We start from the raw sequence: 22,054 nt of genomic DNA, 5'->3' as shown, positions 1-22,054 counted from the left end.
CCCTATGAGGCGACCATGACCGCTGAAACCGTGATCCTTCCGCCCACCGCACCCACCCCCCATCTCTGCCTCCCGCTCCCCGGCAGCTACACCGCCCCGCCGGAACGCTGCATCGTCGAACTCACCGCCCGTATCGGCCCCTTGGTCACACTGCGTTGCCGCTTCACCTCCGCCGACGCCACCCTCACAGTGGACCAGGACACAGACCGGTGCTCCCTGCGGATCGACGTCCGCGCCGATTCCCTCCGCGCCGGCCGTCCGCACCGGAGCGGCCTGCGCGGGCGCCGTGGGCTGCACGCCGGTCGCCACCCGCTGATGCGCTTCGAATCCGAGCGCATCGAGCAGCTTGAACCGACACGCATGGACGTGCAGGGCCACTGGCAGATCCGCGGAGTTCCCCAGCAGGCATGCTTGAGCACCCGGGTCAGCCAGTGCGCTGACGACCGGCTCATCTTCCTCGCCGTCAGCAACCTCGCCTGCCGAACCGTCCGCCGCAGCTCCGGACTCAGGCTGCCCCGCCTGGTGCCCGCCCGGCGACTGCGCCTGCTCGTTGCTGCGGACTTCTCATGACCGCCCCCCGCCGCAGCCTCCTGGCCGCCCTGGCCACGGTGCTGGCCGGTCTGCTCGCCGCCGGGCTGATCGTCCTGGCGGCGTCCGGCCAGGCCACAGCCGCCGGCCACAGCGTCCGGATGGCGCAGTACGCCTTCAGCACGCCGTCGTTGACGGTCACCGCCGGGGACACGGTCACCTGGACCAACTACGACATCGCCCCGCACGACGTCACCACCAGCAGCGCGCCGGTCGCCATCCATTCCCCTGAACTGCAGAAGGGTCAGTCCTGGACCTACACCTTCACCACACCGGGGACCTACACCTACTTCTGCTCCGTCCACCCGGACATGATCGCCCGCGTCATCGTCGAGGCAGCCGCCACGACCCGGCGGGCCACTCCGGCGCCCACCCGGGCAACAGCACCACCCGGGCCCGCAAGCAGCACTGGGGCGGCCCCGGCCGCCACCCGCGGGGCCCCGGCGACCGCTGACACCAGGACCGCCGCAGTCGCCCCAGCAGCCATCTCCACCTCAGCGGCCCCGCTCGCCGCAGGGACCTCCGTCGGCGGCACCCGGACGACGGCCACCCCGGCGAGCAGCACCAGCAGCGTCCAATCCCTCAACCCGCTGCTGCTGCTCGCCGGAGTAGTCGTGGGCGTGGCCGTGACCTGTCTCCTCCTGGTCGGATCCAGAGCGTCGACCACCACCCCCGCGGACTGACTCACGCCTCACCGACTGCCGCCCGTCATCGTGGTCGAACGGAACACGTCGGCGTGGTCAAGGACGTCGCATTCGTGGACGTCGACGAGAGTCGCAGTCCCTCGGCCGACCCGAGGCGGTGCCTCTGCCCGGGCGGACACGCTGTATGTGTCGCTGTGCCTCTCCCGGGCGGTCGGCGTGCTGGTGCAGGCGCTGTTCGCGGGGAACCGGCGTTGGTGTCTCAACGAGAAGGGGGCTCTGGCCGTCGCCGAGACGCTGCCGGGCGCGCCATGCGGTTTCGGCCCGCGCGTCCGCAGACTGTTGGGGACGCCGGGCGACACTGCCGAGTTGCTGACAGCAACAGTGGCCCGGGCCCAGGTGCTGGTCGAGGAGACCCTCGCCGAGCTGAGAAGTTCCACCGAGTAGCGCAGGCGCGCCGTGCCACGTTCACCCGCAGCCCGTCCATGTGGTACTCCAGGCGCCAGAACACGGCGTCGGCGACCTCACGTGCCGCCGAGATGAGCGGTCAGCCGGGACAGCAGGGCGACGCAGTCGCGCAGTCTCTCCTGCTCCGCAGCGTCGAAGGCGTCCTCGATCGCGCCGGTCAGGGTGTCGGCCCGGCGGCCCCGTTCCCGGCGTAGACACTCGCGGCCCGCGTCGGTGATGTGCAGCAGCAGTTTGCGCCCGTCGTCCGGGTGCGGCTCGCTGCGCACCAGGGCATCCCCGGTCAGTTCCTTCACCGACTTCGCCGCCGACTGGTGCGTCACGCCGCGCCGCTGGGCGAGCTCCGCCGTGGTCATCGGGCCGCTGCGGTCCAGGTAGCCGAGGATGGCGGCCTCGCCCGGCGGCATGGTGTCCACCCTGCGCACCGCCCGGACCAGTTCCCCGATCGTCTGCCGCAGGTCCTCGGCCAGTCCATCCGCGTCCATGCGGTCCATGGTACCCATTCACACAACCCAGGTGTACAGTCCAGTTGTACAAATAGATTGTACAATGACTGGAAAGGGTCATACCGTCATGGAGCTCACCAAGTACGGCCACGCCTGCGTCCGCATCGAGGAGGACGGCCGTCGCCTGGTCGTCGACCCGGGCGGCCTGACGGAGCCTTCGGCACTGGACGGCGCCGACGCCGTGCTGGTCGCGCACGAGCACTTCGACCACTTCTCGGAGGAGGTGCTGCGCCGCGCGGCCGAGGACAACCCCGCCCTGCGGATCTGGACCAACTCCGCCGTCGCCCGCAAGCTGGACGGCCTCGGTGCGCGGGTCACCGCCGTCGGCGACGGCGACCGTTTCACCGCCGCCGGTTTCGACGTGAGCGTCCATGGCGCCTGGCACGCCGTCATCCACCCGGAGATCCCGCGCATCGCCAACATCGGCTTCCTCATCGACGGCGCCCTGTTCCACCCCGGGGATGCCCTCACCGTCCCCGGGACCCAGGTCGCCACCCTGCTCCTGCCGGTCCACGGCCCCTGGTCCACGACCGGCCAACTCATCGACTACGTTCGCGAGATCGCCCCCCGCGACGCCTTCGCGATCCACGACGGCGCTCTCAACGACATCGGCACGGCGATGTTGGGCAACTTCCTCGGCTCCGACCTCACCCCGGCCCGCTACCAGCGCCTGGCCCCGGGCGCCACGGCCCCCCTGGGCTGAAGGAACTGGTGGCCACCTGGGGATCCAGGTCGAGTGAGGCGCGACCACCGGCAGGGCGGTAACTGTAGTTGTCGATCCTCGATTCGTAAACTATAGTTGTCGCATGATGCTGCGTGAGATCACCCGCGAAGAACAGGTGGAACTCGACAGGGCTCTGTATGACGCCCTGAACCCATTGGCCTCAGCCATTCGCTCCCGGGAGACCGGGCTTTCCGTGGACCGCATGTGGGACGCGAACCCCGTCGAAGTGGCTCTGTCCGTCCTTGCCGCTTGGAGGACGGTGGACGCGGAGGTCAAGCGACTGACCGCGAACGCGGCAGCGACCGCCGGCTCCTACGGGGCAAGTTACGAGCAGTTGGGGGCCGTGTGGGGCATCACCCGCCAGGGCGCCCGCAAGAAGTGGCCCGACGCCGTCACCCGCCCGGCGCCCCCGACAGCACGCACGAGCAACCTTGAAATCTTCGGTGGGACTGCCGAACTGGTCCAGGCGCCATCCGGCGGCTGGAGCTGGACGGGCGAGGGTGCCGACGGAGCATCCGGTGCGACCGGCGACGGGGCGTGCTACGCGACCGCGGAGGAAGCCGCAGCCCATGCGGGCGCATTCCTCAAGGAGCATGCCGTTGACGCCGCCGGCCGACCCTGAGTGGCTGGTGTCTGTCCGGCCTTGAGAGAAAGCAGGGCCTCCCGGTAGCTCGAAGGGCGTGTACGCCAACAAGCTGTCCAGGAGGCCCTGTTGTCTATATGTGCGGCACCGTGGGACCGGAGTCCACCTCGGTCACCCTCGTATGCGACTGCGTGGCTCGGGCCCGTACTCACGGTGCAGGCGGTCGGAGTACAGACGCATCAACTCCGCACTCGCGGGAGGGCGAGAGCGGTCTCAGCCGCGGCGGCCCACGCGACGACGCGTGACGAACAGCGCCGCCCCGCCCAAGAGGACGACGACGGCGCCCACCGCTGCGATGGTCCCGGAACCGGAGGAACCGGTCTCGGCCAGTGCCGGTGCGGTGCTGGATGCCGCCGCCCCCTGGGAGGCGGAGGCGGAGGCGGAGACGGCGGCCGAGGGGCCGGCTGTGCCGCTCGCAGTGGTACTGACGGAGGCGCTCGCGGACGGGCCGGTCGAGGGACCGCTGCCGGCGGGCAGCGTCTCGTTGACGAACAGCAGGCCCTTGGGCGAACCGAACGACGCGAAGGGGGTGATCTTGCCGCTGGCGAGGTCGATCGTGCCGAGCGTGCTCTTGAGGGTGTCGGAGTCGCCGGGCACGGAGGTGAACGCCTGGCCTGCGGTGAAGTGACCGGTGATCGCCTCCAGCCTGTTGCTCCCGGAGTCGACCACGTAGAGCGTGCCGGTGGTGTTGGTGGCGAACGCGGTGTCGTCGACCTGGGTGCTGACGTTCAGCACCTTGGGGGTGTCGCCGCCGTGCAGGAGGACGAGCTGCTTGTCGCCCTGGCTGTCCAGCAGGAGGTCACCGCCGATCCCGGGTACGGCCGCGGGCACCTTCTCGCTGGAGTCGGGGTCGGACAGGTTCAGCTTGGTGCTCTTGCCGGTGACGAGGTCGACGGCGGTCGCGTTGTCCGCGAGCACCGCGGTGAGCGCGACGACGCCGTCCTTTCCGGACATGCCCGGGGTGAGGGTCGCGGTGTAGAGAGCAGCCTTGCTGTAGGTCTTGCCGTCAGCGTCGGCCGCCGGGGCGGAGGCCGTGATGTAGATCTTCCCACCCGTCACGAGCACGCTGTCGGTGCCGCCGCCGTGCGTCAGGCCCTGGTAGCCGTAGTGCTCGACCTGCTTCGCCGACGACTTGCCGGGGCTCACGCTGTAGAGGCTGGAGTTGCCGTCCTCGTTGACCGAGGCGAGGACGCGTTCATGGGCGGTGTCGGCGCCCATGCCGTCGACCTTGCCCACGACCGACCAGGACGCCAGCTGCTTCCCCGTCAACGTGTACTCGACGATCACGCTTTTGGTGGTGCCGTTGCTGGACGGCTTGCCGTCGGAGCCCACGCCGTTCTGGTAGGCGACGAACAGGTGGTCGCCAAGGCGGGTGATGTCGTCAGGGCTGCTCAGCCCGGCCGGTCCGGTGGCCAGCTGGGTCACCGTGAACCCGGCCGGAACCGGGGTGGCGGCCAGGGCCGACGTCTGACCGACCGTCCCGGCGACCACTGTTGCGGCGAGAAGGGACACCGTGGAGGCGGCCGCGGCACGCCGGCGCGAGGAGCGCGAGTGAGAAGTCATCGGGGGATTCCTTGGAGTGAGGTCCACCGCGTCCAGTGACCTGGCGCGGTTGGGGGCACCCCAGTTCTTCCAGCCCGCGATGGCGAGCGAGTGGCCGAAAAGCGAACACGCACGGACACCCAGGAAGGTCACAGGTAAGAACTGGTCCGAGACAAGGACCGGCTCTGGCCAGATGGACTCCGTGGGAGGCCGGCCGGGGGAGCGGGTTGATGTCGGACCTGTACTGCTCGGCCGCGTCCACCTCGGAGTGCAGGTGCGGGCCCGTCGGATCGGCCGAGGCGCCGGACATTCCCGGCTCGCTGTCGGCGGAGACGGCCTGACCGGTGTGGACGTCACCGCTTCGAGCGGCAGGCCCGCTCGCCGGGCAGAGCCCCGGGGGGGCGTTCTGGCATTGCGCCTGGTCGGATTTGTTGAAGATTCATCGGGTGGGCAATGTCACGGATCTGCCCAGGACGTCCCAAGCGGGTCTGAGCGGAGGACACGGCCTGATCGCAGGCTTTCTGGATTCTCGGCACCGGCTCAGCTCGGTTCCGGTTCTTCGTCGCAGAGCCCGTTCTGGCAGTGCCACGGCAGCAGGTCGCCGGCGTGGTCGCGCACCTTGTGGAGCCGTTCTCGGTCCGATTCCACGACGCTGAGGATCTCGAACGCGCTGCCGGCCGCTTCCACGGATCTTCCTGAGGCCACCTCGTCATACAGAAGCCAGAGCCCCTCCCTTGCTCTCTGCTGGCACAGCAATGGCAGATCAAGCCCTTCGGCAGCGGAGCCGAAATCAGTCCCATCTCCTGAGACCAGCCACAAGAGCAGGTCCAGGAACTCAACTCGGGCCTGCGCCGGGATGTCGCCAGACAGGGCGGCCAGGCACACCGAGGCCACGGCGACAGCCGGGGGGAAGAGCACGGGAGCACTCCACGCATGACCGTCCAGAGCGCTGACCAACCCGTAAGGCTCGCCCTCGGCGGCTCGAAGCAGTTCCGTTGCCAGATGCTCTGCCGAGCGGCCACATCCGCACTGAATGTCCGCCCAGTTGCACAGGGCAATCTCCAATTCCACCAGCCTCATAGGTCCCACACCATAGAGGCAGGCGCCGCCGCTGCCCGAACTCACGACAGGCGCTGTCCGGTTCCGTGAGCGATGCTGGCCGGGCCTGACGCTCGGTCCCCGCGGCGTGGTGAAGCCCGCCGGAAGCCTCTCGGCCACCGCGGCGGGCCCGGTCGTCACAAGCCTCGTTCGCACGGTCGAGCGTGGGCGATGTTCAATGGAAACTGACCGGACAGACTTTCCTCGACAGCTGAAAACCCCGCCTGCGGCGGCGTCCGGGGCCGGGGCACCCACTCCATGGACGGAGCATGTCATGGAAGCCAAGCAGTGGACGGTGGAGATCTTCATCATCGAGGAGGAAGACGACACTCACGCGCGCGCCGTCATCACGAGGGGGGACACGTCGACCCTCACCGGCAGGGGGGTGGCCCGGCGCAATCCGGCGGACCGGTCCGTTCCGGAGATCGGCGACGAACTGGCCGCAGGCCGCGCACTGGAGGACCTCGGCGCCCGGTTGCACGAGGCAGCCTCGCACGATTTCGCCTACCTGGCCGGTCCTGCCGGTCGCTGATCGGTTCACCGAACCGAACCGCCCTGATGCCTGAGGACGCGGTCGCGTTTGCCCGTGTGCTGACGGGGGCCGCCCCGGTGGGCCGCGACGGCCTGATCGTGGCGCTGCACAACCCGGACGGCAGCCTTCCGTACGACGTTCGCTGGTCGGACTCCGGGCGTACCAGGCTCGTCTTCCCGGGCCCGGACAGCCGGGTGACAGCGTCGTCCACAAAGCGGCCTGACGGCAGGCATCGGGGCCGCAGACGGTGCAGTTCCTGAGGTTTCTTTAAGGTCGGGCGACGCTTCCTGTGAGGCGCGGTGGGTTTGCTGGTGGCTGTAGACGGACCGGCGACCGGCCGGTCCCTGTGGAAAGGGGCGCAGATGCGCCGCAACTCCCGACTGGTCGCCGCAGGAACGGCGCTGGCGATGAGCCTCACACTGTCCGGGGTGGTGGCCGCCTCGGCTGCGACCAGCAGCCCGGTCGCAGCCAAGACCTCGCCCTCCTCGGGCTCGACGCAGGCCGAGGCCAAGGACGCGGGAACGAGCAAGGGACTGGACCAGGTCGCCAAGGACCGTGGCATCTCTGTCCAGCGGCTCGACCAGGCGCTCAGGGCGGTCAAGTCGTTGCTCGGGCAGAACGGCGGGACGGTGGCCGACCCCGCCGTGCTGCGGGCCTTCGCGGCGGGGCTCGGCATCAGCACCGCGAAGGCCGCTCCGATTCTCCAGGCGGTCTTCGGATCGGGGACCGGGCCGGGCAAGCCCGGACCGGTCGACAAGCCGGGCGGGTCTGGAAATCCTGCCCCGGTGTTCACAGCACAGCGCCTGGCCGCTCTCCTCGGCGTGCCCGTGCCCTCGGCGCAGACCGCACTGGACTCGCTGATGCGGCTCGCTGCGGCTTCCCACGGCGTCGATCCGCAGAGCGCAGCCTTCAAGGCCATCGCCGGGCACCTGGGGGTGACACCCCAGCAGCTGGCGGACGCCATCGACCGGCTGAAGGCCGCCACCGGCTGAACGGCGCACCGACGTCCGACGGAGAATGCGGCTGAGGCAGGCTGTAGGGATGCGAGTACTGGTGGTCGATGATGACGACGCCGTGCGCCGTTCGCTGGCGCACGCCCTGACCCGGGACGGGTACGAGGTGTCGGTGGCCGCTGACGGGGCCTCCGCGCTGGAGTCACTGGCCGCTGTCCGGCAGGACGCCGTCGTCCTGGACATCCTGATGCCCGAGCCCAACGGCCTGGAGGTGTGCCGCGCCCTCCGCGGGCGCGGGGACCGGACGCCGATCCTCATGCTCACCGCCCGCGACCTGGTGGCCGACCGGGTCGCGGGCCTGGATGCCGGTGCGGACGACTACCTGGCGAAGCCGTTCGCGCTGGAGGAACTGCGGGCCCGCATCCGGGCGCTGCTCCGGCGCAGCGGCGCCGACCAGGAACTGCTTCGCTACGCGGACCTGGAAATGGACACCGCAGCCTGCCGCGCCCGCCGCGGACAGCGGCCGCTGGACCTGACCAGGACCGAGTACGCCCTGCTGGAGCTGTTCCTGCGCAATCCGCAACGGGTGCTCAGCCGTAGCCTGATCTTCGACTCGGTCTGGGGGTACGACTTCGGTCCGTCCTCCAACGCCTTGTGGGTGTACGTCAGCTACCTGCGCGCCAAACTGGAGGCCGGCGGCGAGCCGCGGATCGTCCAGACCGTGCGCGGCCTGGGCTATGTGCTGCGGGAGGAGCCGTGAGTCTGCGCAACCGGCTGGCGCTGGCCGGGGGCGCTGTGGTGCTCGCGGCCCTCGCCGTAGCCGCGCTGATCCTCTATCCCTCGCTGAGCACCAGGCTCAACTCCCAACACGACGCCACCTTGGTGTCAGCGACGGACCAGGCTCCCGACATGCTCAAGGCGTTCAAGCAGAAGGCCGCGGTGTCGGGCACCAGCGTGCGGTTCCCGACGGAGACGGTGACGGTCGGCTCGACGCTGGTTCAGTTCCTGCAGAGTCCGGTGGTCGAAGGGCCCCGGGCCGGCTTCATCCCCGTGAACGGTCGGGACCTCCTGGTGGCATCCGGCATCCAGCCGCCGTACTTCCAGGACGCCAAGTACGACGGGGTCTCCTACCGCGTCTACACCGCCCCCCTGGACGCCAAGAGCGGGAGCCTGGTCCGCGCCGCCATACCCACCTCCGTGGTCGGGACCACCCTGGACAGCCTGGAACTGCTGCTCATCCTGATCACGATCGGCGGTGGACTGCTGGCCGTCCTTGTGGCCCGGCTCACAGCCGGCCGCTTGCTCCGTCCTGTCGCGCAGCTGATGGATACGGTCGAACATGTGACGGCTACTCAGGATCTGACGGTGCGGCTCCCCGCGCGCGGCAACGACGAGATCGCCCGGCTGACCCGTTCCTTCGCCGCGATGATGGCCGCTCTGGACGACTCGGTGGGCGCCCAGCGCCGACTGGTCGCCGACGCCTCGCACGAGCTGCGCACCCCACTGACCAGCCTCACCACCAATCTCGAACTGCTGACCGAGGGGGCCGGGGTCACTGACCCCCAGGCACCGCTGCTGGTCAGCGAGGCACGGGCGCAGGCCGCCGAACTCACTCTGCTCGTCAACGACCTGGTCGACCTGGCCCGGTACGGAAGCGCCCGGACCCACACCGAGGACACCCGGCTCGACCTGCTCGCCCAACACGTCGTGGAGCGGACCGTCGCCCGCTCCACGCGGTTGGACTTCCGTACCGAGCTGGCCCCCTGCCTGGTCCACGGCGACCCGGACGCCCTGGAGCGCGCGATCGGCAACCTGGTCGACAACGCGGTCAAGTGGAGCCCGGACGGTGGGCGCATCACCGTGACCACGACCGCGGACGGAACGGTCACGGTCGACGACAGCGGACCCGGCATCGCACCCGCGGACCTTCCGCATATCTTCGACCGCTTCTACCGTTCTCCCGAGGCCCGCTCGCTGCCCGGGTCGGGGCTGGGGCTGGCGATCGTCCGGCAGATCGCCGAGACACACGGCGGCTGCGTGGCCGCCGAGGCGAAGCAGAGCCACGGCGCCAGGCTGCGCCTCACGGTGCCGACGATCGGTTGACCTCCGGCCGGTCGGCCGGGTGGGCCGGGCAGGTGCTGCGGTTGGTCAGCCCAGGTCTGTCAGGAGGGTGCCGAGTGCGCTCTCCTGCTGCGCAGCGGGCATCGGCGGATTCGGGTGGTCGATGCCGAAGGTCTTCAGTACCTGGTCCATCCGGGCGTCGATGGAGGTCCAGCCGGTGTCGTTCAAGGGCTGCAGCGTGGTCTGGTCGGCATCCCACAGGTCACGTAGCGACTGGGCGGCTGCGTGGGCCCCGGAGCCGTTGCCCGACTGTGCGGCCTTGAGTGAGGTTTGCGCGAGGTTTCGCAGGACGTCGACCTTGGCTGACGGGAAGTTCTTCACCGCCTGGCCGGCAGGAAGCTGGACGGTGGAGGTCGTGTCGGCTTCCGGCGCCGGTCCGACGTGCGGCTGGCCGTGTGCCCAGAGCAGCAGGGTGGCGGTGGCTGCGGCGAGGAGCACGAAGCCTGCCGATGCGTTGCGCTGCCTGCGCGGATTGCTGCTGACCCGTGCGGTGTGGGTCGCCTCGTGGGTCTCGGTCACGTCCGGGCGTGTCACCGTCAGATGGACGACGGTGGCCAGGATCAGTCCGAGGAAGACCAGACTGGTGGTGAAGGTGCCCAGCGCGAGACCGGTCGGGTCGCCCGGACTCTGGGCGACCTTGGGGGAGGCGAGCCAGTCGCCGATGTTCGCGCCGAGCGGGCGGGTCAGGATGTAGGCGAGCCAGAAGGACAGCACCGGGTTCGCGCCGAACCGCCACAGCAGCGTGATCGCCGCGATGAGTCCGAGCGGCAGCAGCACCGAGACGTCCGGGCTCCAGCCGGTCAGCTCCAGCGTCCAGTCACCGGTCGCGGTGCCGAGGGCGAAGGTGATCAGGACGGTGAGCCAGTAGAACGACTCCCGGGAGAGGGTGGTGACCGAATGGATCGACAGCGTGCGCTCACGCGCCCACCACACTCCGAACACGGCAGCGAGCAGCACCGAGAACACCGTAGAGCTGATCCACAGAGGCACGTTCAGCTGGTCGGTGAGGATGTCGGTGTAGAGGGTGCCGGTGACGCTGACGACGACCACGGTGAGCCAGTAGGGCAGCGGTACGTACCGCTGAGTGCGGAGCTGGAAGGCCAGCACGGCCACGAGGACTGCGGTGAAGATCCAGGCTGTGTTCACCAGGCCGACGCCCAGCTGGGTGTTGATCCAGTCGGCGAAGCTCTCGCCGACCGTGGTGCACAGGACCTTGATCACCCAGAACCAGACGGTGACCTCAGGGACCTTGTTGAGCAGCAGCCGCCCGCTGTGCGTGCGTGCTTGGGTTGTCGTTGTCATGCAGGCAGGTTCGCGCGGGGAACCTGCACACAACCTGACTACGTGGCCGCTCGCGCGGCGGGAAGAGTCACCTCGATGTGACCGAGGCCGTCGGCGACCGCTCGGACCTCCACCCCGGCCGAGCCGGCGATGCGCCGGACCACCGGCAGTCCCAGGCCGTACCCGCCGGCACCGGTCATCCCTGTTTCGAATACGCGGTCGACCAGCGCAGGATCGAACCCCGGGCCGTCGTCCAGGACATCGACGACGACGGCCTCGTCCTCGGTGCGTGCGGTGATCCAGACGCGCGACCGCGCATGCCGCAAGCCGTTGTCCAGCAGGGGTGACAACAAGGACACGGCGACGTCGGCCGCTACGGCGACGTCGATTCGGGCGGGGACGGTGACCTCGACCGCGCGGCCGGCCACCGCCTTGCGTGCGGCCGTCCGCAGATCACACCGGGTACCGGCGTCTATCCGTGCGCGGGCCGCGCCCAGGATCGTCGTGACGGCCGCGTCGAGGCGGTCGACTTCCGTCAGGACCGGCTCCGGCGCCAGTGCGATGTCGGACAGCTGGGCGAGCTGCGCCTCGCCACGCAGTACCGTCAGCGGTGTTCGCAGCTCGTGGGCGATCTCGTCGGTGAGCCGGCGCTCGTCCGCCAAGGCGTTGTCCACGCGCTCCAGCAGGTGGTCCAGGGTTCGGCCCAGTTCCCCGAATTCGTCGCGGGGGACACCGAGGTCGAATCGGCGTCCGGGCTGGTGATGGCCCCAGTGATCGGCTTGGGCGGCCATCTCGTGCACCACCCTCAGTGCGCGGCGCACCACGAGGTGGGCGACCGCGCCCGCGAGGAGGATCGCAAGGCCGCCCAGTATCAACGACAAGGCCAGGTCGTGCTGCTCGGACGTCTCATAGGGCGTCAGGTCCACCCGGACGATCACCATGACGCGGTGGCCGTCCACGGGGATCCCCTGCGCGTACAAGAGGGAGTTGTCGGCGGCGGCGGTCTGCGATCGGCCCGCATCGGCCAGCGCCTCGACCTGCTGGGACACCGCGACCGGCACGTTCCCGTCGATCAGGCGGCCGTCTGCGTACACCCAGGCGACTTCGTCCAGGGCCTCACTGCCGTTCTCCGTCAGTACGACGCGACCACCCGCGACAGTGACGCCGGCCGTGACGGCCTCTGCGCGTGTGCGCGCCAGGTCGTGCGCGTCGGCGTCCGTCACCCGGCTCAGCAGCACGTGCGAGACCACGACCAGTATCGCCACCACGGCGGTGGCGACCAGCACCGTCAGTGCCACGACTCTCGCGCGGAACCCCGTCAGTGCCATCGGTATCCCACGCCGCGGACGGTCCCCAGGCGATCGGACACGCCCAGCGGGGCGAGCTTGATCCTCAGTCGGCGCACGAAGGAGTCGAGGGTGTTGTCACTGACCTGCGCTCCGTACGGCCACCCTGCGGCGACAAGGGCGTGGCGGCGGACCGCGTCTCCCTGCGACGCGATCAGCCGTCCCAGCAGCCGGAACTCCGTCGGAGTCAGGTTCTCGCTCGCCGAGCCGTGGGTCACCACATGCTTCGCCGGGTCCAGGACGACCTGGTCCGGGGCGGGCGTCACGGTGGTCCGGCGCAGCAGTGCACGAACCCGGACCAGAAGTTCCGGCAGGTCGAAGGGCTTCGTCAGGTAGTCGTCGGCACCGGCCTCGAACCCTCCGACCTTGTGATGCAGGCCGTCCAGGGCGGTCAGCATCAGGACCGGCGCGTCGACGCCCCGCGCGCGAAGGGCCACACAGACATCGCGTCCGTCGGCGTCCGGAAGCCCGAGATCCAGCACGACCAGCTGGGGTGCCGGGTCGAGTTGCCGCATCAGGCTATCTGCCGTGGCAGCAGCCGCGACTGAGTGACCGTCGTGCTCCAAGGCGCGCTTGAGCACATGCCGGACCGCCCCGTCGTCCTCGCATACCAGGATGAAAGCCATGAGCTGACCCTAGATACTCTCGGCTCGGTTCTCCATCCGCCCCGCCCGGCAGCCTGCTGCGCGCCCGGCCATGCTGTCCGTTTCAGCCGGATCGCGGGACCACCCGCATGGGGAGGTGGTCGGGGTGGGGCATCGCGGCGACAGCCTCGCGGGGGGTGTGACCCGGCTCGGGCCGCAGTCGCCAGCGGGCCAGGACGGCGGCCAGCGTGATGACCATCTCGGCCGACGCGTAGGCATCGCCGATGCACTGCCGCCCGCCCGCGCCGAAGGGCATGAAGGAGGCCCGGGACAGCTCCTGGCGGCGTTCGGGCAGCCACCGGTCGGGGTCGAAGCGCCCGGCGTCGGGGTCCAGGCGCCGGTGCAGGGCGTAGAGGCTGAACGCCACCTCCGTGCCGGTGGGGATGGCGTAGCCGCCCAGCTCCACCGGTTCCACGGCGCGGCGCATGAGCAGGGTCACGCTGTGCTGCCGCAGCACTTCCTGGATCACGCGGCCGGTGTACTCCAGTTTCGCCACGTCGTCGAGGGCCACCGGACGTGTGGCCACCACGGCGTCGATTTCGAGCAGGAGGCGTTCCTCGACCTCGGGGTGGCCTGCTATCTCGTGGAAGGCCCAGGCCAGCGTGGATCCCGCGGTCTCGGTTCCGGCGAAGAGGATCGTGACGAGCTCGTCGCGTACCTCGGTGTCGGTCAGGGCCTCGCCGGTGTCGGCGTCCCTGGCCGCGAGGAGCATGGACAGGAGGTCGGGGTGGTCGGTGTCGCCGGATCGGCGCGCGGCCGCGATCACTTCGTCGATGACCTGGCGCAGCCGTGCGGCGGCGGCGTCGAACTCGCGGTTCGCGGTGATCGGCAGGCGGTCGAGGAACGGCGGGAACACGGCCCGGAGCAGCATGTTCTTGAGAATGGTCGGCACGTCGCGGCGGACCACCTCGACGGCCGCCTGGCCGATGTCCGCGGAGAACATGGTCCGGGCCAGGGTCTCGATCGCGTGTTCGCCCATGACCTGGTCCACGGCCAGGAGTTGACCGGGAGTCCAGGACTCGGCCAGGGCGATGGCCCGGCTGCTCATGACTTCGCCGTAGCCGGCGATACGGGCGCGGTGGAACGCGGGCTGCATCAGCCTGCGGTGCCTGCGGTTGACTTCAGTGGCCGCCGTGGCCAGTCCGTCGCCCACCATCGGGCGCATCCGGGTGAACAGCCTGCCCTTCTCGAAGCTGCCGGCCTTCTTGACCATGAGTTCGTGCGCGAGTTCGGGTCGGGTGACGAACAGGATGGGCAGGGTTCCGACGTCGACGCGGACGAGGGGCCCGGTGTCCCCGAGTGCTTCGACGAACCGCAGCAGTTCGCGGCGTCGGCGCCACAGCTGCCAGATGTGTCCGAGACCGGGAAGTGCCCCTGGGGCGCGGGGAATCGTGCGCAGTTCGTCAGCCATGCGAGTACTCCGTTCCGGCGTGGGGCGAGGGTGTCTCGCTCCGGCCCGGGAGAAGGTTCCACCACCAGGAGACGGCGGCGATGTCCAAGGGCTCGGCACTGTCGTCGGTGGGGGTCGCGCGGAAGGCGGCGGGGAGGCCGGCCGGGTCGTCCGGCAGGGTGTAGCGGATCGAGCTGATGCCCCAGTCCTGGGCGCCGCGGATGAAGGAGGCCAGGCTGTCGAGGTACTGGCGCAGTTGTGGGGTGCCGTGCGCGCGAAGGTCGACGCACAGCCGCAGGAAGAGATTCATCACCCGGTCGCGCTGGGAGATGGCGATGGCCATGGCTTCGTCGGGGGTACAGGCGAGTTCGTGCTCCAGGACCCGGATGACGTTGAGGTAGTAGCGTCCGGTCCGGCTCTCCTTGTGGTAGGAGAACAGGTCGTTGTCCCAGGTGATGATGAAGAAGGCCATCTCGGCGGCGGCGCGCACCCGTGCGTCGTCCCGCTCGTGCGGCTGGAGTTCGTACCCGTGTCCCATCTCCAGCAGGGGCAGCACCACCGAGGTGGCGCCGTCGTACAGGCGCATCAGGGTGTAGTCGTTCAGGTCGGGTACGGTCCCGTCGGTCCGGTGGTATGCCTCCCACACCACCGTGAAGAAGTACTCACGGAGCGAGTCCACCCAGCGCGCGACCTGGCCAGGGGTTCCGTGCTCGGAGATCCGACGGCGTAGGTCCCGCAGGCCAAGGGCCAGTGCGTCGTCCTGCAGCATGGGGACTTCCGGATTCTGCGCGACGCGCAGCAGCCGGTTCAGGGTCGCCGTCAGCCGGCCGGGCTGTTCGCCCAACTCGCCTTCCTCGCAGTGCCCGTCGTCGACGCCGAAGAGCCACAGCACGAAGTCGGCCAGTATTCCGACGACCTCTTCGCGGCCGTCGGGAAGGACGCGTGCGGCGAACGAGCCGATGCTGTGGGCCACCAACTGGCCGCGCAGCTCTGCCGATCCGATGCCGAATGTGTGCGCCCAGGCGGCGGTCTGCCGGTCGAGGGCCTCGTGTCGGGGGTGTATCGCGGGGGCGAAGGGGGAAAAGATCTCGGGAACTGTCAGGGCGTGCAAGTCGTCACCTCGGTCAGACACCAGCGGCCTGCCACTCTCCGCTCGGTTCCGGGACAGCCCCGCAACACCAGCCGAAGTGGATCACTCAAATCCTCCGGCATATGACGGGGCCGTCAAGAGGGGGCAATGCGCCATGGCGCATTGCCCCCTCTTGACCATCGTTGTCCCGTAGGCATCACAGCTGGACTAACGGCGGAGCAGTCGCTGCCACCAGGAGCGGCGCACCGGCACGGCGGCGGCCTCGGCGCTCTCGGCCGGGGCGGGTTCCGGCCGGACCGGGGCGGGCGGGGTCACCTGTGGCGCGACTCGCGCGGCGGGGCTCTGCGGCTGTGGCCGGAATGTCACCGGCAGCTCGGCGAGATGCTGGGAGAGCCAGGAGGACGTCCAGCTCAGGTCCTCCTCGGCGACCGCCAGCTGCACGTCGGGAAGCCGCGTCAACAGCACGTCGATGCCGGTGTCCGCGATCGCCCGGCCGAGGTCCTGGCCGGGGCACTCGTGGGGGCCGCTGCTGAACGAGAGGTGGGAGCGGTTGCCGTGCACGGGGGTGGCCAGGTCGGGACGGACCCGTGGGTCGACGTTGCCGGCGGCGAGGGCGAACAGCAGCATGTCGCCCTCCCGGATGGACCGGCCGGCGAGCTCGGTGTCGCCGACGGCCCACCGTCCCGGGATGACCGCCAGGGGCGGCTGGTCCCACAGGACCTGCTCCACGGCATCGGGCAGGGTCATGTGACCGCCGGACAGGTTCGCGCGGAAGCGGCGGTCGGTGAGGACCATCTTGAGCGTGTTGGCGATGAGGTTGACCGTGGTCTCGTTCGCAGCGATCAGGATCAGTCGCAGGTGCTGCATGACCTCGTCGTCGGTGAGGCCGGCATCGTGCTGGAGGAGCCATGACGCGAGGTCGTCGCCGGGCTCGGTCTTCTTGCGCTGCACCAGCTGGAGCAGGGTCTCCACGACGAACTCGTTGCTGGCGAGAGCGGTCTCGCTGCCCTTCATCAGGTCGCGGGCGGCCTCGACGAGCTGCTGGCCGTACTCCTCGGGCATCCCGAGCAACTGCGTCATGACGAGCATGGGCAGGTGCTCGGCGAACTGGCCCACCAGGTCCGCCCGGTCGTCCTGCGCGAAGGAGTCGATCAGCTTGTTCGCGAAGCGGGTCACGTACCGTCGCACACCGCGGCGGTCGAAGCGTCCCAGTCCGTCGATGACGGCCCGGCGCAGCCGCCGGTGCTCCTCGCCGTCGGCGAACATGCACAGCGGCTGCCAGGCGATCATGGGCAGCAGCGGGGAGTCCGCGGCGACCCTGCCTTCGCGCAACGCCGTCCACAGCCGCGAGTCGCGGGAGTAGGTGGAGGAGTTGCGCATGGCTGCCAGGTTCTCTTCGTGGCCCAGCACCAGCCAGGCCGGAAGGTCGCCGTGCAGCAGGACCGGTGCGACCGGTCCGTGTTCGGCGCGCAGTTTCTCGTACATGGCTGTCGGGTCGGACGTCGCCTCGGGGCCGTAGAGCCGCTGGACACCGTCGGCCCCCAGGCCGTGGGCCGGGCAGCCGGGCGGCGGGGCGGACGCGGAAAGGGAGGACTGGTGGTCTGGGGGCGTGGACACATTCACTCCGGGGACACGGTGAGGGAGTAGAGGTGATGCATCAGGCACATCAGGACGTCTCGGCTGGACTCGCGTATGCGGGCGTCGCATTCGACTATCGGCACGTTCTCGGGCAGGTCCAGTGCGGTGCGCAGTTCCTCGATGGGATACGAGGGGCCCTCCGGGAACGTGTTGACGGCCACGACGAAGGGCACGCCGCGCTGCTCCAGTCGCCCGATCACGTCGAAGCTGACCTCCAGGCGGCGGGTGTCGACGAGCACCACCGCGCCCAGCGCTCCTTCGAACAGGCCGTTCCACAGGAACCAGAACCGGTGCTGACCCGGGGTGCCGAACAGATACAGGACCAGTTCCTCGTTGATGCTGATCCGGCCGAAGTCCATGGCCACGGTGGTCGCCGTCTTGCGCTCGACCCCCACGGTGTCATCGACCCCGACGCCGGCCTGCGTCATCGTCTCCTCGGTCGTCAGCGGTCGGATCTCGCTCACGGAGCCGACCATGGTGGTCTTGCCGACACCGAACCCGCCCACGATGACGATCTTGACCGCGGCGGTCGCCGTCGACGGCAGCTCTTCCACGCTGCGCGGCCCGACGACGGTCTCAGAGCCTTTGTAGTCCATGCATCACCGCCTCGATCAGTGAACGGTCAGGAACGATCGCTTTGGGAACCGGTTTGCGGGCCTGCACCCGGCCTTCGGCCAGCAGGTCCGCGAGCAGCAGGTTGACCACGCTGACCGGCAGACTCAGGTACGCGGACAGTTCGGCCAGCGACAGCGGAGAGCGGCACAGCCGCAGGATGGCCGCGTGCTCCGGCTGCATCGCCGGTTCCGGCTCCGCCAGCGAGACGATCAGGGTGACCAGGTCGAGCGCGGCACGCTCGCCCGTGCCACTGCGCCCCCGGGTGATCACGTATAACCGCTCGGGCTGATCGCTCTCGTCCCACTCCCCGTCCCACACCCCGCCCCGACCTCGGCCCGTTCCGCTCATGTGGCCTGCTCGGCGGTGCGCGCCGGAGTGCTCAGATGCTCGCCGATGCGGGCCACCAGGTCCCGCATACGCTGACCCATCAGCCCCGCGTCGACGCCCTCGTCGGCGAGCACTGCCAGATAGGCCCGGGCGCCGGCCGCCATCAGGTAGAAGAAGCCGCCGGACATCTCGATCACGACCATCCGCATGCGCCCGTCGGTGCGCGGCAACTCCTGGGCGACCGCCCCCGCCAGACTCTGCAGGCCCGCACACGCCGCTGCGAGGCGGTCGGCGGCGTCGACGCCGCTGCCGTGGAACGCGATCCGCAGTCCGTCGGACGACAGCACCAGCACTTGGCGGGTCTGCGGGACGCTGTCCGCCAGGTCCTTGAGCATCCAGTCCATGCCGGCCTGTTGCTGCATCACAGCTGTTCCACCTCGCCTGACGACTCGTCACTGTTGTTGCGGCTGCGGGACGTGGGCGACTCGCCCACCGCCGCGGTAAAGGCAGCGATCCACTGACCTGGTTGCACGTGCTCCTGGGCCGGGTCCTGGGCCCGTTCCTGGGCCGGTTCCTGGACCCGGGGCGCGGCCTCGGCGGCCGCTGCGGCCGGATCCGGGGAACGGCGGGTCCGCTTCGGCAGACCGAGCGCGGTCCTCGCGGTCACCACCGGCGCCTCGTCGTCCCCCGTCGGAACCGGCCGCGGACCGCCGTTGACCGGCCGTCCGGCCGCCGGGGGAGCAGCCGACGCCGGGGCCGGAATCGGCCCCGAAGCGGCGCCGATGCCATGTGCCCTGCCCGTGGCCGGCGCCGTGGTGATCAGTTCCTTCGGCACGATGAGCACAGCGCGAACCCCCAGGTAGGCGGAGGGTCGTAGCGACACCTGGAAGCCGTTCGCCTGTGCGAGCCGGCCCACCACGGCCAGGCCGAGGCGCGGAGTCTCGCCGAGGTCGTTGAGGTCGATCCCCGCCTGGGCCTCCGACAGCATCTTCTCGGCCCGCTCGCGGCCCTCCTCGCTCAGGCTCAGGCCGCCGTCCTCGATCTCGATCGCGATACCCGCCTGCACCTCGACCGCGGTCAGGTGCACCTGGCTCTGGGGCGGTGAGTACCGGGTGCCGTTGTCCAGCAGTTCGGCCAGCGCGTGGATCAGCGGCTCGACAGCAGGACCGACGACGGCGACCTCGGGCACCGGGCGCAGCTCCACCCGCTGGTAGTCCAGGATGCGCGACATGGCCCCGCGCAGCACGCTGTACAGCGGCACCGCGTTGCTCCACTGGCGTCCCGGGCGGGCGCCGCCGAGCACGGCGATGCTGTCCGCCAGGCGGCCGACCAGCGCGGTTCGGTGGTCGACCCGCAGGAGATCGTCGATCACGTCGTCGTTGGCGCCGTGCCTGGTCTCCATCTCCCGCAGCTCATGAGCCTGTTGGTGGACGATGGCCTGCACCCGGCGGGCGATGTTGACGAACGCCCGCTGGGCGGACTCGCGAAGGCCCTCCTGGGCCTCGACCGCCTGCAGCACCCAGCGCAGCACCGCCAGGCGCGCGGCGTGGAACTCCGGCGTGACCAGCGCCATGTCGGATGCGGCGTCCTTGAGCACCTCCTCGACGAACTCGCCCTGCTGCAGCCGGGCCACCGACTGGGGAAGCAGGACTTCGGCCAACTGCACCGTCTGGGCCTCCTGTTGGGCCACCTGCTCGCGCAGGGCGGCCACGTCCCGCGCGTAGCGGCCCCGCAGGTCCGCCAGGGCGCGCCCGCGACGGGCCGCCTCGAATGCGGCGACGGCCACCAGCACCGTGGCCACCGCGCCGCACCAGGCGACTTCCACGCGCGCGCCGGAGCGCACGACCGACACGGCAGCAGCGGCCGCTGCAGCTATCAGGGCCGCGGGCAGGAGCCACACAAGGCCGGAGGCGGGTCGGTGTTCGGGCGACGAGCCAGCACGAACCATCAGCGTCCTCAAGAATTCGAAATGGTCAGGGAATTGACGAACACGGTCGGAGCGGTGCCTGCGCGTCGACAGGAGTGATGCAACCTTTCGACGCGTCAGCCAACTCGGAACCCAGTCTGTCATGAACGCTACATAACCTAGACCCCGTCCGTATCCTAGCTGGTTTGGATCACCTTAGGACAACTTCAACCACCTTGCCCCACCGGCCCTTTGGGCGGGCCTCGGGCGCGCGCCGACTGCCGCACGGGCACCGGGTGGACACTCCTGCGCGTGGTGTCGATCATGCGTACGAGGACGTTCCGGGACTTCGACTCCGGTTCGCTCAATTCACGAGCCCGTCGGTGCCCTTGGGCGAGGCAGCTGGGGTTGACCCAGTTGCCTGATGACCGTGCAGCCGGTTCCGGGCCCGGCGCGACGCTGGAGCGCGCGGGCATCAGGCGGTTGTCGGCCTGCGGTGGAGCCGGAGGAGCAGGAGCCCGGATACGATGACGGGGAGGACGAGGACCGCGGCGAAGGCGTTGAGCCCGCCGAAGCCGATCGTGCCCATGAGCGGTCCCGCCAGACCGGCCCCGATGGCGGCGACGACGTTCATCGCGGTGTCCGCGGTGCCCTGTACGGCGGGGCGCAGGTGTGCGGGTGGTCTCACTGAGCATCGCGGAAGCCGCAACCAGGCTGAAGGACCAGCCGAGTCCGAGTGGGAGCAGCCCGGTCATGGTGAGGGCGACCGAGTCGCGGCTCAGCCCGGAGGCGAGCGCGGAGAGGAGGAGTATCGCCACTCGCGCAGCAGCGCGTCGATCTCATGCATGGGATCACCTGTTCGGGTTCATGGCGGGGGCCGCGGCAGCGGACAGAACGGCGGTGGCGGCGCGTTCGGCGGCGGCCAGCGCGCCTTCGATGTGGCCGGCGTGCTCGGCAGCGGTCTCGGTCGAGGCCCAGTGCAACCGGCCGTCCAGGGCGGGGCGCTGGTACAGGGCGTGCCCGAAGAGGCCGAAGTCCTGCAACCGGTGCCGGTGGGGCGGTGATGTCCACCGCTCCTGGCTCCAGTCCTGGACGTGCAGGGCTTCAGGGCTCGCTGCCGCCTGTCCGAACAGGAGGGTCAACTGCTCGGTGACGGCCCGTGGGAGGTTCGGGCGGAGGGCCTGGGCTGGGGCGAAGCCGAAGAGCGCGGCGGGGTCGCCGTCCGGGCCGGACATGTCGTGCAGTTCCTGGAGCGGTCCGACCCGGCTGATCCCGGCGCCGGCCAGCCCCGCCTGCCGCCAGAACGCGGAGCGGTAGCGGGCGACGACCTTGACGACCGCTCCCATCCAGACCGGCGTGGACCGGGCGAGGCGCACGAGGTCGTCAGGGAGCGCGTCGCCGAAGTCGATGTGCGCCACCGCCAGCGCGGGCGGCAGGGCCAGCACGACGTGCTCGGCGCGCACTGGTCCGGTGGGAGTGCGCACGGCCAGGCCGCCTCGGGCCGCTGCTCGAATTTCGGTGACGGGTGTGCTCAGCCGAAGGGCGTCGGAGGGCAGCGAGGCCGCGAGAACGAAGCTCAGGCTTTGGGCCCCGTCTGCGAAGCGGCGGGCGGGGGCGTCGATCAGGTTGCCAGGCAGGCGACGGATGCCGCCGGCGTCCTGGAAGACGGTGTCCCCGGCGAGATGCTGGTCGAAGATCCCGGTACCGCTTCGTTCCGCCAGGTCGCGGACGCGCTGCTCGCCGTCCCAGAACCAGGTGGCTCCCAGGTCGAGAGCCCGGCCCGGCCGGCTGGTGGGTACCGACAGCAGGCGTCCGCCGACTCGGTCGCGAGCCTCCAGGCAGAGGGTGTCGAGTCCGGCGGCGTGCAGAGCGGTGGCCGTGGCCAGCCCGGAGGCGCCGGCGCCGACCACGATCACGTCGTGGCTGTCCCGGTGGGGCATCTGTGTCTTCCTTCCTGATCGGGCCGAACCGGCCGTCGTCGGCGGTTTCGCACGTTCGGCTTGT

25 protein-coding genes are annotated in these 22,054 nt (G+C 70.1%); 10 read left to right on the top strand and 15 right to left on the bottom strand.

The genetic code is table 11. The features are described 5' to 3' along the window. The 3 genes from TR46_RS10710 to TR46_RS44140 form a co-directional block, all read left to right on the top strand. The coding region (locus tag TR46_RS10710) for a YceI family protein (protein ID WP_042397478.1) at window positions 1–570 on the top strand (570 nt) is incomplete at its 5' end. Then, on the top strand, window positions 567–1,271 hold the full coding sequence (locus TR46_RS10705; protein WP_236655292.1) for a cupredoxin domain-containing protein: 705 nt from the start codon (window positions 567–569) through the stop codon (window positions 1,269–1,271). The genes TR46_RS10710 and TR46_RS10705, both read left to right, overlap by 4 nt. 147 nt (window positions 1,272–1,418) lie before the next feature. After that, complete coding sequence (locus TR46_RS44140) at window positions 1,419–1,676, top strand: hypothetical protein (RefSeq protein WP_042397473.1); 258 nt, start codon at window positions 1,419–1,421, stop codon at window positions 1,674–1,676. 77 nt (window positions 1,677–1,753) lie between these two features. Here the strand turns inward: TR46_RS44140 and TR46_RS10695 are convergent, their stop codons facing one another. Beyond that, complete coding sequence (locus tag TR46_RS10695) at window positions 1,754–2,179, bottom strand: MarR family winged helix-turn-helix transcriptional regulator (RefSeq protein ID WP_042397560.1); 426 nt, start codon at window positions 2,177–2,179, stop codon at window positions 1,754–1,756. An 88-nt stretch (window positions 2,180–2,267) separates the two neighbouring features. On the opposite strand from TR46_RS10695, the gene TR46_RS10690 reads away from it, so the two are divergent. Together TR46_RS10690 and TR46_RS10685 are read left to right on the top strand one after the other, a co-directional pair. Beyond that, a complete protein-coding gene (locus TR46_RS10690) occupies window positions 2,268–2,903 on the top strand; it encodes an MBL fold metallo-hydrolase (protein WP_042397471.1) in 636 nt (211 codons plus the stop codon). 103 nt (window positions 2,904–3,006) lie between these two features. Next, window positions 3,007–3,546, top strand: coding sequence for a hypothetical protein (locus tag TR46_RS10685; RefSeq protein ID WP_042397468.1), 540 nt, complete (start codon window positions 3,007–3,009; stop codon window positions 3,544–3,546). A gap of 234 nt (window positions 3,547–3,780) precedes the next feature. Here TR46_RS10685 and TR46_RS10680 read toward each other — a convergent pair whose 3' ends face one another. Both TR46_RS10680 and TR46_RS10675 read right to left on the bottom strand, forming a co-directional pair. Further along, entirely contained in the window at window positions 3,781–5,130 is a 1,350-nt protein-coding gene (locus TR46_RS10680) for an LPXTG cell wall anchor domain-containing protein (protein WP_042397464.1), read from the bottom strand. Window positions 5,131–5,649: 519 nt separating this feature from the next. Continuing rightward, window positions 5,650–6,189 (bottom strand): hypothetical protein, encoded by a 540-nt coding sequence (locus TR46_RS10675; protein WP_152626403.1) that lies wholly within the window; start codon window positions 6,187–6,189, stop codon window positions 5,650–5,652. A gap of 292 nt (window positions 6,190–6,481) precedes the next feature. On the opposite strand from TR46_RS10675, the gene TR46_RS10670 reads away from it, so the two are divergent. From TR46_RS10670 to TR46_RS10655, 5 genes are all read left to right on the top strand, one after another. Further along, the gene (locus TR46_RS10670) at window positions 6,482–6,739 is read left to right on the top strand and encodes a DUF1876 domain-containing protein (protein ID WP_042397459.1); all 258 of its coding nucleotides are present in this window, start codon (window positions 6,482–6,484) and stop codon (window positions 6,737–6,739) included. 26 nt (window positions 6,740–6,765) lie between these two features. Next, entirely contained in the window at window positions 6,766–6,999 is a 234-nt protein-coding gene (locus tag TR46_RS39295; RefSeq protein ID WP_084718245.1) for a DUF1918 domain-containing protein, read from the top strand. A 102-nt stretch (window positions 7,000–7,101) separates the two neighbouring features. Continuing rightward, on the top strand, window positions 7,102–7,731 hold the full coding sequence (locus tag TR46_RS10665) for a hypothetical protein (protein ID WP_042397455.1): 630 nt from the start codon (window positions 7,102–7,104) through the stop codon (window positions 7,729–7,731). A gap of 49 nt (window positions 7,732–7,780) precedes the next feature. Continuing rightward, the gene (locus tag TR46_RS10660; protein ID WP_042397452.1) at window positions 7,781–8,452 is read left to right on the top strand and encodes a response regulator transcription factor; all 672 of its coding nucleotides are present in this window, start codon (window positions 7,781–7,783) and stop codon (window positions 8,450–8,452) included. Then, the gene (locus TR46_RS10655) at window positions 8,449–9,795 is read left to right on the top strand and encodes a HAMP domain-containing sensor histidine kinase (RefSeq protein WP_042397449.1); all 1,347 of its coding nucleotides are present in this window, start codon (window positions 8,449–8,451) and stop codon (window positions 9,793–9,795) included. The genes TR46_RS10660 and TR46_RS10655 overlap by 4 nt, the downstream gene beginning before the upstream one ends. 45 nt (window positions 9,796–9,840) lie before the next feature. Here the strand turns inward: TR46_RS10655 and TR46_RS10650 are convergent, their stop codons facing one another. The 12 genes from TR46_RS10650 to TR46_RS10600 form a co-directional block, all read right to left on the bottom strand. Next, complete coding sequence (locus TR46_RS10650) at window positions 9,841–11,115, bottom strand: COG4705 family protein (protein ID WP_042397445.1); 1,275 nt, start codon at window positions 11,113–11,115, stop codon at window positions 9,841–9,843. Window positions 11,116–11,153: 38 nt separating this feature from the next. Beyond that, entirely contained in the window at window positions 11,154–12,380 is a 1,227-nt protein-coding gene (locus tag TR46_RS10645; RefSeq protein ID WP_236655290.1) for a sensor histidine kinase, read from the bottom strand. A gap of 32 nt (window positions 12,381–12,412) precedes the next feature. After that, window positions 12,413–13,066, bottom strand: a complete 654-nt coding sequence (locus TR46_RS10640) for a response regulator transcription factor (protein ID WP_042397440.1) — start codon at window positions 13,064–13,066, stop codon at window positions 12,413–12,415. An 82-nt stretch (window positions 13,067–13,148) separates the two neighbouring features. Further along, the gene (locus tag TR46_RS10635) at window positions 13,149–14,495 is read right to left on the bottom strand and encodes a cytochrome P450 (protein ID WP_084718243.1); all 1,347 of its coding nucleotides are present in this window, start codon (window positions 14,493–14,495) and stop codon (window positions 13,149–13,151) included. Further along, a complete protein-coding gene (locus TR46_RS10630) occupies window positions 14,488–15,576 on the bottom strand; it encodes a selina-4(15),7(11)-diene synthase (protein WP_042397553.1) in 1,089 nt (362 codons plus the stop codon). Before TR46_RS10630 ends, TR46_RS10635 begins: the two co-directional genes overlap by 8 nt. Before the next feature lie 195 nt (window positions 15,577–15,771). Next, window positions 15,772–17,181: a cytochrome P450 gene (locus TR46_RS10625; RefSeq protein WP_042397435.1), complete on the bottom strand. Its 1,410-nt coding sequence runs from the start codon at window positions 17,179–17,181 to the stop codon at window positions 15,772–15,774. Window positions 17,182–17,183: 2 nt separating this feature from the next. Further along, window positions 17,184–17,798 (bottom strand): GTP-binding protein, encoded by a 615-nt coding sequence (locus TR46_RS10620; protein WP_042397433.1) that lies wholly within the window; start codon window positions 17,796–17,798, stop codon window positions 17,184–17,186. Continuing rightward, on the bottom strand, window positions 17,779–18,165 hold the full coding sequence (locus TR46_RS10615) for a DUF742 domain-containing protein (protein WP_042397429.1): 387 nt from the start codon (window positions 18,163–18,165) through the stop codon (window positions 17,779–17,781). The genes TR46_RS10620 and TR46_RS10615 overlap by 20 nt, the downstream gene beginning before the upstream one ends. After that, window positions 18,162–18,566: a roadblock/LC7 domain-containing protein gene (locus TR46_RS10610; RefSeq protein WP_174505109.1), complete on the bottom strand. Its 405-nt coding sequence runs from the start codon at window positions 18,564–18,566 to the stop codon at window positions 18,162–18,164. Before TR46_RS10610 ends, TR46_RS10615 begins: the two co-directional genes overlap by 4 nt. Then, window positions 18,566–20,092, bottom strand: a complete 1,527-nt coding sequence (locus TR46_RS10605) for an ATP-binding protein (RefSeq protein WP_042397422.1) — start codon at window positions 20,090–20,092, stop codon at window positions 18,566–18,568. Before TR46_RS10605 ends, TR46_RS10610 begins: the two co-directional genes overlap by 1 nt. 433 nt (window positions 20,093–20,525) lie before the next feature. Further along, entirely contained in the window at window positions 20,526–20,738 is a 213-nt protein-coding gene (locus tag TR46_RS40900; RefSeq protein WP_152626402.1) for a hypothetical protein, read from the bottom strand. A gap of 163 nt (window positions 20,739–20,901) precedes the next feature. Further along, window positions 20,902–21,990, bottom strand: coding sequence for a flavin monoamine oxidase family protein (locus TR46_RS10600; RefSeq protein WP_042397420.1), 1,089 nt, complete (start codon window positions 21,988–21,990; stop codon window positions 20,902–20,904). Window positions 21,991–22,054 lie beyond the last annotated feature (64 nt).

The sequence above is a fragment of the Streptacidiphilus carbonis genome, assembly GCF_000787775.1.
In the GTDB taxonomy this organism is placed as follows: Bacteria; Actinomycetota; Actinomycetes; order Streptomycetales; family Streptomycetaceae; genus Streptacidiphilus; species Streptacidiphilus carbonis.
This window is presented reverse-complemented; position numbering and strand designations above follow the sequence as displayed.

Bases quoted from the DNA above. Each gene is read 5' to 3' on its own strand.
- TR46_RS10680 (WP_042397464.1), bottom strand. From the start codon at position 5,130: ATGACTTCTCACTCGCGCTCCTCGCGCCGGCGTGCCGCGGCCGCCTCC.
- TR46_RS10670 (WP_042397459.1), top strand. From the start codon at position 6,482: ATGGAAGCCAAGCAGTGGACGGTGGAGATCTTCATCATCGAGGAGGAA.
- TR46_RS10605 (WP_042397422.1), bottom strand. From the start codon at position 20,092: ATGGTTCGTGCTGGCTCGTCGCCCGAACACCGACCCGCCTCCGGCCTT.
- TR46_RS10640 (WP_042397440.1), bottom strand. From the start codon at position 13,066: ATGGCTTTCATCCTGGTATGCGAGGACGACGGGGCGGTCCGGCATGTG.
- TR46_RS10695 (WP_042397560.1), bottom strand. From the start codon at position 2,179: ATGGACGCGGATGGACTGGCCGAGGACCTGCGGCAGACGATCGGGGAA.
- TR46_RS10600 (WP_042397420.1), bottom strand. From the start codon at position 21,990: ATGCCCCACCGGGACAGCCACGACGTGATCGTGGTCGGCGCCGGCGCC.
- TR46_RS10685 (WP_042397468.1), top strand. From the start codon at position 3,007: ATGATGCTGCGTGAGATCACCCGCGAAGAACAGGTGGAACTCGACAGG.
- TR46_RS10675 (WP_152626403.1), bottom strand. From the start codon at position 6,189: ATGAGGCTGGTGGAATTGGAGATTGCCCTGTGCAACTGGGCGGACATT.
- TR46_RS10615 (WP_042397429.1), bottom strand. From the start codon at position 18,165: ATGAGCGGAACGGGCCGAGGTCGGGGCGGGGTGTGGGACGGGGAGTGG.
- TR46_RS10650 (WP_042397445.1), bottom strand. From the start codon at position 11,115: ATGACAACGACAACCCAAGCACGCACGCACAGCGGGCGGCTGCTGCTC.
- TR46_RS10665 (WP_042397455.1), top strand. From the start codon at position 7,102: ATGCGCCGCAACTCCCGACTGGTCGCCGCAGGAACGGCGCTGGCGATG.
- TR46_RS10620 (WP_042397433.1), bottom strand. From the start codon at position 17,798: ATGGACTACAAAGGCTCTGAGACCGTCGTCGGGCCGCGCAGCGTGGAA.
- TR46_RS10635 (WP_084718243.1), bottom strand. From the start codon at position 14,495: ATGGCTGACGAACTGCGCACGATTCCCCGCGCCCCAGGGGCACTTCCC.
- TR46_RS39295 (WP_084718245.1), top strand. From the start codon at position 6,766: ATGCCTGAGGACGCGGTCGCGTTTGCCCGTGTGCTGACGGGGGCCGCC.
- TR46_RS10690 (WP_042397471.1), top strand. From the start codon at position 2,268: ATGGAGCTCACCAAGTACGGCCACGCCTGCGTCCGCATCGAGGAGGAC.
- TR46_RS10705 (WP_236655292.1), top strand. From the start codon at position 567: ATGACCGCCCCCCGCCGCAGCCTCCTGGCCGCCCTGGCCACGGTGCTG.
- TR46_RS10660 (WP_042397452.1), top strand. From the start codon at position 7,781: ATGCGAGTACTGGTGGTCGATGATGACGACGCCGTGCGCCGTTCGCTG.
- TR46_RS10610 (WP_174505109.1), bottom strand. From the start codon at position 18,566: ATGCAGCAACAGGCCGGCATGGACTGGATGCTCAAGGACCTGGCGGAC.